Below are 7700 nucleotides of genomic sequence, written 5' to 3'. Positions count from 1 at the left end.
AAATGATTCATTTCCTCCGGGGAAAGCTCCCCGGCCAGAGCCGCCAGCTGCGTGGAGCGCCCCTCGCGGTGGCGGCGCAGCAGCAGGCCGTAGATTTTTGCCAGCGCCGGAGCGGAAAACTGCTCCGGCTTGAGCCCGTCCGTCTCTTGAAACAGTGCGCTCTCCAGCAGCAGCAGCCGGAGCACCCCCTCCTCCGCACGGGCAGAGCGCAGGTTGGCGTAGCGCAGCTCCCGCTCCTTCGGCTGGAGCTGGACGGCTGGGGTCAGGTCACGGCGCTCCTGTTTCTTTTTGGCCTGCTTCATGCGGCGGGCCAGCTCCCGCTTGACCTCCTGGGCCATGGCCTCGGCGGAGACGCCCGCGGCGGCGGCGGCCTTGTTGCCGTAGATCTCCCGTTCGATGGGGCTGCGCAGGGAGGCTACCGTCTCCACCGCTTCCCGCAGAAAAGCCAGCCGCCCCTCCTCGCCGGACAGATCGTGCCGCTGCTGCAGGGTATCCAGCTTGTAGTCGTTCTGCCCCGCGCTGCCGCTCAGGCACTTTTCAAAAGCGGCGGGGCCGAATTTTTTTACAAAGTCATCCGGGTCCTGTTTGAGCGGGTTTCCCGCGGCGTCGTACGCATTGGGCAGCTGCAGCACCCGTACGTTCAGGTCGGCGTTTCTCAGGATGCCCAGTACCCGGTCGGTGGATTTTTTCCCCGCCGGGTCGTTATCGTAGCAGAGCACCAGTTCCCGGGTGTACCGGGCGAGGATCCGGGCATGCTCCTCGGTAAGCGCGGTGCCCATCGTGGCCACTACGTTGTCAAAGCCCGCCTGATGCAGGGTGATCACGTCGATATTGCCCTCGACCAGCACCAGGTTGGGCCGCTTGGTGCTCTTGGCAAAATTCAGGGCGTAGATGAGCCGCCCCTTTTTGAACACGGCCGTCTCAGGGGTGTTGAGGTACTTCGCCCCCTCCTCTCCCGGCAGGATGCGGCTGGTAAAGCCGGTCACTTCCCCCCGCACGTCGATCACGGGGAGCATGAGCCGGGAGCGGAACTTATCGTAGACGCCGCCGTTTTTACCCGCCACGGCAAGGCCTGCTTCGATCAGCTCCAGCTTGGTATACCCCTGTTCCGACAAGGCGCGGATCAAGCCGTCCCACTGGTCCGGGGCGGCCCCCAAACCGAAGCGGGTGGCTGTGCGGGGGGTAATCTGCCGCTGGGCGATATAGTCCCGCACCCGCGCCCCGCCGGGGCTTTTGAGGTATTCGTGGTAGAACCGGGCCGCATCCCGGTTGGCCGCCAGGGCACGGGCGCGCTTTTTCCGGCTTTCGTCGTCGGCCGAAGCGTCCGGGACCTCCATCCCCGCCCGCTGGGCCAGCAGGCGTACCGCATCCACAAACGGCAGGTTCTCGATCTCCATAAGAAAGGAGATCACCCCGCCCCCCTTTCCGCAGCCAAAGCAGTGGTAGATCTGCTTCTCCTGAGACACGGAAAAGGAGGGCGTCTTTTCACTGTGAAAGGGACACAGGCCCCACAGATTGGCGCCCTTCTTTTTCAGGGATACGTAGGAGGACACCACATCGGAGATCTCGCTCCGGGCCACCAGTTCGTCGATAAATTGCTCCGGAATGGCCATGGCCGCCCTCCTTCCGACTATTTTTGCCGTGATCTGCCGGTTTCATACCCGCGCCCCGTCATTTCCTGCCCCACGCGGCACAGCCGCGCGGGGACCCCGTTTCAACTTCCTCGGGCGAACTGAATTCGCCCTGCGGCAAGGTTTTACCTGCGGCAAAACGCTTGGCGCGCTTGCGCGCGTCCCGCTTCGCGGGTCCCTGCCCCACGCGGCACAGCCGCGCGGGGACCCCGTTTCAACTTCCTCGGGCGAACTGAATTCGCCCTGCGGCAAGGTTTTGCCTGCGGCAAAACGCTTGGCACGCTTGCGCGCGTCCCGCTTCGCGGGTCCCTGCCCCACGCGGCACAGCCGCGCGGGGACCCCGTTTCAACTTCCTCGGGCGAACTGAATTCGCCCTGCGGCAAGGTTTTGCCTGCGGCAAAACGCTTGGCGCGCTTGCGCGCGTCCGCGTCTATTTCACGCTCCACGCCTTTGGGATGAAGGCTTCGCCGAACTGCTCCACCGCAAATTTGTCCGTCATACCGGAAATGTAGTCGCAGACGGCGCGCTCCGGGCTCTCCTCCATACGGATCTCCTGGAATTCCGGGGGCAGCTTGTCCGGGTCTGCTCTATAGTATTCAAAGAGGCGGCGCAGCATGTCCTGCGCCTTGCCCTCCTCGCCCTTGGCCACCGGATTGCGGTAAACGTACTCAAACATGAACTCCCGCAGCTCGTGCATGGCGTCCCGGCAGGCGGCGGACTGGACGATTTCATTGCGCCCGGCGCTGCTTGCGATGATGTCCGTCACCAGGGTGTTGATGCGCTCGGAGTGGGTGAATCCCAGCATCTGAGAGACGCTCAGGGGAATATCCATAGGATAGATGATCTTGCCCCGAATGGCGTCGTCGATATCGTGGTTGATGTAGGCAATCTTATCCGCCAGGCGCAGAAGCTGGCCCTCCAGCGTCTCGGCCCGGTCGCTTCCCGTATGGCAGAGGATGCCCCGGCGCACCTCCCACGTCAGGTTGAGGCCCTCTCCGTCCTTCTCCAGCCGGTCCACCACCCGCAGGGACTGCTCGTTGTGGGCAAACCCGCCGGGCATAATCTCATGGAGGACCCGCTCCCCGGCGTGGCCAAAAGGGGTATGGCCCAGATCATGGCCATAGGCGGCGGCCTCCGTCAGGTCTTCATTGAGGCGCAGCCCCCGTGCGATGGTACGGGCGATACGGGAGACCTCGATGGTGTGGGTCATACGGGTGCGGTAGTGGTCCCCCTCCGGCTCCAGGAATACCTGCGTTTTGTGCTTCAGCCGCCGGAATGCCTTGGAGTGGACGATGCGGTCGATGTCGCGCTGGAAGCAGGTGCGGGTGGGACACGGCTCCAGGGGACGCTCCCGCCCCCGCGAGGCCGATGCAAGACAGGCGAAGGGAGACAGCTGCGCCCGCTCCGCCGCTTCGGTCTGTTCTCTCAGTGTCAAGGGAAATGCCCTCCTCCCCTGCTTCCGCTATAACTGTATACGCTTTTTTTCGGAAAAACCCTTCTTTTTTCCGAAAATTCATAATTTATTCATATTATTTGATCGGAACCGCACGATAGGCCTCCCCGCAGGCCCGGGGCAGGACCTCCCCGGCGGTCCGTTCGGTCACCGCCGCGATAAAGTCTTCCACCCGCTGCTCGGGCAGCAGCGCCCGGATGGTCACGTCTTCGGCGTACTCCACGCCGCCCAGCGCGCCGCCCTGGCGCTCCACCTCCAGCTTCATCCGCTCAAAAAGCCCGTAGGCGCAGGGCAGGGACAGCTCCACCCAGCGGCGCACCACGGAGATCCCGGCGGCATCCAACGCGTCCTTGGCGCTTTGGGTATAGGCCCGCACGAGCCCGCCGGCCCCAAGCAGCACGCCGCCGAAGTAGCGGGTGACCACACAGCAGACGTTTTCCACGCCCTCCCGCTGGAACACGCCCAGCATGGGCTGTCCCGCGGTACCTTGGGGTTCCCCGTCGTCGGAGCAGCGCTCCGCGCCCCCCGCGCGAAGCCGGTAGCACCAGCAGTTGTGCCGGGCGTCATAGTGCCGCTTTCTGACTGCCTCGATCCGGGCGCGGGCCTCCTTCTCGCTCTCTACGGGGAAGACCTGCCCCAGAAAACGGGAGCGCTTTTCCACCAGTTCGGTCTCGGCAGGGCCCGTCGGCACAAAATATTCCGTCACTGCATCCACTCCTCCCGGGTAATGGCATAATAGTGCGCCTGCCGTACTTCCCCCAGCTGCACTACCTCCTCCCGCCGGGAAAAGCGGTAGGTCATACCGCACTTTTCCATCACACGGCGGGATTTTACGTTGCCGTCATAGTAGGCCGCCCAAAGGGCCGCATAGCCCAGCGCCGTAAAGCCGTGCAGGAGGATCGCCTCCACCGCCTCCGGGATCAGGCCCTGCCCCCAGTGATCCCGGCACAGGGAATAGCCGATCTCCTCGCTGGGCAGACCCAGCCCCGGCTCGTGCTTATCCACGAATCCGGCCGAGCCGATCACCCGGCCGGTCTTCCGCAGCACCACCGCCAGGGTGTTGGAGGGCTGGAAGATGGTGCGGATCACCTCCAGGCTTTCCGCCAGACTCTCATGGGGCTTCCAGCCGGCGGGCGGCCCCACCTCCGGATGGCTGGCATAGGCATACAGATCCTGTGCGTCTTCCTCGGTAAAGGGACGCAGGATCAGACGGGACGTCTCCAGGTACAGGCTCATGCTTCCTCCTCTCCGCCCTCCGCAAAGAGGACGCGCATCATCCGCTCCGGCGCGGCCAAAAAATCACGGGTGATCTGAACGTGCTCCGTCTCCTGCCAGGCCACCGGCGTGATGCCCGCCGCGCCGTCAAAGCGCAGGATCTCCGCCCGGGGGCAGGCCATCAGGATGGGGGAATGAGTGGCCACAATCAGCTGGGAGCCCTCCGACGCCAGACGGTGCAGCAGCGCCAGAAAGGTGAGCTGGCGGACCGGGGACAAGGCGGCCTCAGGCTCGTCCAGCAAATAAAGGCCCTGTCCCCGGAAACGGTTCTGGGCCAAGGCGAGCAGGCTCTCCCCATGGGATCGGCCGTGCAGGGAGCGCCCGCCGAACTGCCGCAGAAAGCCCCGGTCGCCCTCAGCCAGCTCGTCCACATAGCTGGCCATGTTGTACAAGCTCTCGGAGCGGAGAAAATAGCCGTCCTGCGCAATGCAGCTCCCCCGCACCAGGCGCAGCCTGCGGTACAAGCCGGAGTGGGTGTCCCGGCTGGAAAACCGGAAATTCCGGGAGCCGCCCTCCGGATTAAAGCCCCAGGCCACGGCGATGGCCTCCAGCAGCGTGGATTTCCCGCTCCCGTTCTCCCCCACGAAGAAGGTGACCGGGCAGCGGAACTCCAGCCGTTTCAGCGCCGCCACTGCCGGAATGCGCCGCGTGTAGTCCGCCTCGTCCGCCGCCTCGTCCAGCTGCTCCAAGCCGCGCAGATAAAGCATATCCGTCACCTTCCTCTCCCCGGGCAAAGGCCGTCTTTATTCTTCCCAAAACTCCCTGGGCGGCGTCCAGCCGGAGACGATATAGCCCCGCAGACGGCCCAGCTGCACCGGGGTGCACACGGCGGTGACCTCGATGGCCTCTCCGTAGTCCACCCGCTCCACCTTTGCCTGGCGGTGGAGCAGATCCACCAGCCCCCCCTGGTCGTAGGGGATCTGCAGCACCACCCGTCGTGCCCCGGTGTCCAGACGCGTTCCGATCATCTCCAGCAGCTTGTCCAGCCCCTGCCCCGTTTTCGCGGAGAGCGAGACGATGTCCGCCCCGTGGGGCAGGATATCGCCGGTATAGCAGTCCGCCTTGTTGAACACATCGATCCGGGGCGTCCCGGCGGAGCCCAGCTCATCGACCAGATGCTCCACCACCTCGGCCTGCTCCCGCCATTCGGGGTTGGAGGCGTCGATGACGTGGAGCAGCAGATCCGCGTAGGACAGCTCCTCCAAAGTAGCCTTGAAGGCCTCCACCAGGTGGTGGGGGAGCTTGCGGATAAAGCCCACGGTGTCGCTGAGCAGCACCGTACAGGTATCGCTGATCTCCAGGGTGCGTGTGGTGGTGTCCAGCGTGTCGAACAGACGGTCGTTGGCCGGGATCTCCGCGCCGGTGAGGGCGTTCAGAAGGGTGGACTTGCCCGCGTTGGTATAGCCCACCAGAGCCACCACCGGCACCTCGTTCTTCTCCCGCAGCTGCCGCTGGGTGGCGCGCACCCGCCGCACCTGCTCCAGTTCCTCCTGAAGCTTGGCGATCTTCCGGCGGATGTGCCGCCGGTCGGTCTCCAGCTAGGTCTCACCGGGGCCGCGGGTACCGATGGGGCTCTTTCCGCCGGAGGCGGTCTGCCGCACCAGGTGGCCCCACATGCCCGTCAGCCGGGGCAGCAGGTATTGGTACTGGGCCAGCTCCACCTGCAGCCGGCCCTCCCGTGTGCGGGCCCGCTGGGCAAAGATGTCCAGAATGAGGGCCGCACGGTCCAGCACCTGGACCCCCAATTCCTCGGACAATACCCGCTGCTGGGAGGGGGAAAGGGCATTGTCAAAGATGACCAGGTCCGCCCCCGCGTTCCGGACCAGCTCCTTTACCTCGGCGGTCTTGCCTTCTCCGATAAAGGTGCGCGCTTCCGGGGCGTCCCGGTTCTGCAGCGCCATGCCCACGCAAACGCCCCCCGCCGTCTCCAGCAGGGCTTCCAGCTCCTCCATGGACGCCTCCGTGGCGCACTCCTCCCGGGGCAGGCTGTGGGCGCTCAGGCCCACCAGCACCGCCCGGTCGCGCTTGTCTTCGGTATACTGCGTCATAAAACCTCCCCGTGTCAGGTCCGCTTCAGGACCTCCACGATCTCTCCGATATACATGCGGTGGTAATCCTTTCCGGGATAGCAGGCCCCGTCGATCTCCGCATCCAGAAAATGGGCCGGATCAAGATCCTGCCAGTAGGCTTTCTTACAGACCAGCACCAGCTCGGCCTGTTCAAAATAAGGGGCCTTCCCCTCGCCCGCCGCCACGGTGAAGCCGCACGCCTTCGCCTTGTCGACCTCCCGGCCGCTCTTGGCGCCGCACAGCGCGAGGGCCTTGTGGTACTCGCGGCCGAAAAAGGCCAGGGTAAAGAAATCGCTGCGCTCCACAAATTCATAGGTGTAGCGCTGGGGGCGGATATAGATGGTCGCCACGTTCTTGCCCCACAGCACCCCCAGGCCGCCCCAGCTGGCGGTCATGGTGTTGCAGTGTTCCGGTGTACCTGCGGTGATCAGCATCCACTGATCCCCGATCAGGGAAAAGACGTTTTCCTTCAGGGTCTTGGGGTCGATCTTCTCAAACATCGTGCTGCCTCCCTTTTACGCTTCGTCGGCTACAGTATATGCAGTAGACCCGTCAAAAAAGCCATTCGGACTTTGGGATCACGTTCTGCACGGCGGCCGCGGCTCAATTCCCCAGGAGAGGGCCCCTCCAGCTGCCGTGAGAAGCATCCGTCCGAAGGCGCATACGCTCAGAACGGACCGTTTTTCCCGTTGTCCCGCCGCCAGGCTTCCCCCCCCCCGGGGGAGCTCCGGGGCCGCAGACACAGGATTTGTGCAAAAGAGCCCGTACCGAAACCGGTACGGGCTCCCTGAAATACCAACTTACTTCTTGTCCAGACCAAACTTCTTGTTGAAGCGGCTGACGCGTCCGCCAGTATCCACCATCTTCTGCTTGCCGGTGAAGAAGGGGTGACACTTAGAGCAGACTTCAACTCGAATGTCCTTCTTGGTAGACCCGGTTTCGATCACGTTACCGCAGGCGCATTTGATGGTGGTCTGTTCGTAGTTGGGATGGATGCCTTCCTTCATTGTGTGTTCACCTCTTTCTCTTCCTGGATATGGGCATGTGGGTAGAAAGTACCCGCAAACGCATTTGATATAATAACATGTCCCGGGCAAAAATGCAACTACTTTTTTCTCTTTTTTCGGCCGTTGCGGCTTGTAATATTAAGTGCGAAAGGACACGAAACACCCGAACACGGGTGAATCGGTTCTTCCGCACTTCTTTTTTATATCACAGTACGCCACAAGAAGCAATAGAAACGGGGTGAAAAATGGTGCGGCAGTACAGATA

General features: G+C 63.4%; 7 protein-coding genes and 1 pseudogene. All 8 read right to left on the bottom strand.

The window, feature by feature from the left end:
* A partial coding sequence (gene dnaG, locus MR825_RS03845) for a DNA primase (RefSeq protein WP_287879004.1) occupies positions 1–1613 on the bottom strand: 1613 nt, incomplete at its 3' end.
* Between the two features lie 448 nt (positions 1614–2061).
* The gene (locus MR825_RS03840) at positions 2062–3066 is read right to left on the bottom strand and encodes a deoxyguanosinetriphosphate triphosphohydrolase (RefSeq protein ID WP_186907226.1); all 1005 of its coding nucleotides are present in this window, start codon (positions 3064–3066) and stop codon (positions 2062–2064) included.
* 94 nt (positions 3067–3160) lie between these two features.
* Positions 3161–3790 carry a YigZ family protein gene (locus MR825_RS03835; RefSeq protein WP_186907225.1) on the bottom strand — a complete coding sequence of 210 codons (630 nt, stop codon included), beginning with the start codon at positions 3788–3790 and terminating at the stop codon, positions 3161–3163.
* On the bottom strand, positions 3787–4320 hold the full coding sequence (locus tag MR825_RS03830) for a GNAT family N-acetyltransferase (RefSeq protein ID WP_287879002.1): 534 nt from the start codon (positions 4318–4320) through the stop codon (positions 3787–3789). The genes MR825_RS03835 and MR825_RS03830 overlap by 4 nt, the downstream gene beginning before the upstream one ends.
* Complete coding sequence (locus tag MR825_RS03825; protein WP_287879000.1) at positions 4317–5066, bottom strand: AAA family ATPase; 750 nt, start codon at positions 5064–5066, stop codon at positions 4317–4319. Before MR825_RS03825 ends, MR825_RS03830 begins: the two co-directional genes overlap by 4 nt.
* 36 nt (positions 5067–5102) lie before the next feature.
* Positions 5103–6407 (bottom strand): annotated as a pseudogene (hflX, locus tag MR825_RS14460) (GTPase HflX).
* A 14-nt stretch (positions 6408–6421) separates the two neighbouring features.
* On the bottom strand, positions 6422–6928 hold the full coding sequence (locus MR825_RS03810; RefSeq protein ID WP_186907221.1) for a flavin reductase family protein: 507 nt from the start codon (positions 6926–6928) through the stop codon (positions 6422–6424).
* A gap of 300 nt (positions 6929–7228) precedes the next feature.
* Entirely contained in the window at positions 7229–7435 is a 207-nt protein-coding gene (gene rpmE, locus MR825_RS03805) for a 50S ribosomal protein L31 (protein ID WP_007489589.1), read from the bottom strand.
* Positions 7436–7700: the final 265 nt, after the last annotated feature.

It is taken from the genome of Lawsonibacter sp., from assembly GCF_022777125.1.
Lineage (GTDB): Bacteria > Bacillota > Clostridia > Oscillospirales > Oscillospiraceae > Lawsonibacter_A > Lawsonibacter_A hominis.
Note: the sequence above shows the minus strand (reverse complement) of the source record. Positions and strands in the feature narration are given on the sequence as shown.

Bases quoted from the DNA above. Each gene is read 5' to 3' on its own strand.
- MR825_RS03810 (WP_186907221.1), bottom strand. From the start codon at position 6,928: ATGTTTGAGAAGATCGACCCCAAGACCCTGAAGGAAAACGTCTTTTCC.
- MR825_RS03825 (WP_287879000.1), bottom strand. From the start codon at position 5,066: ATGCTTTATCTGCGCGGCTTGGAGCAGCTGGACGAGGCGGCGGACGAG.
- rpmE (WP_007489589.1), bottom strand. From the start codon at position 7,435: ATGAAGGAAGGCATCCATCCCAACTACGAACAGACCACCATCAAATGC.
- MR825_RS03830 (WP_287879002.1), bottom strand. From the start codon at position 4,320: ATGAGCCTGTACCTGGAGACGTCCCGTCTGATCCTGCGTCCCTTTACC.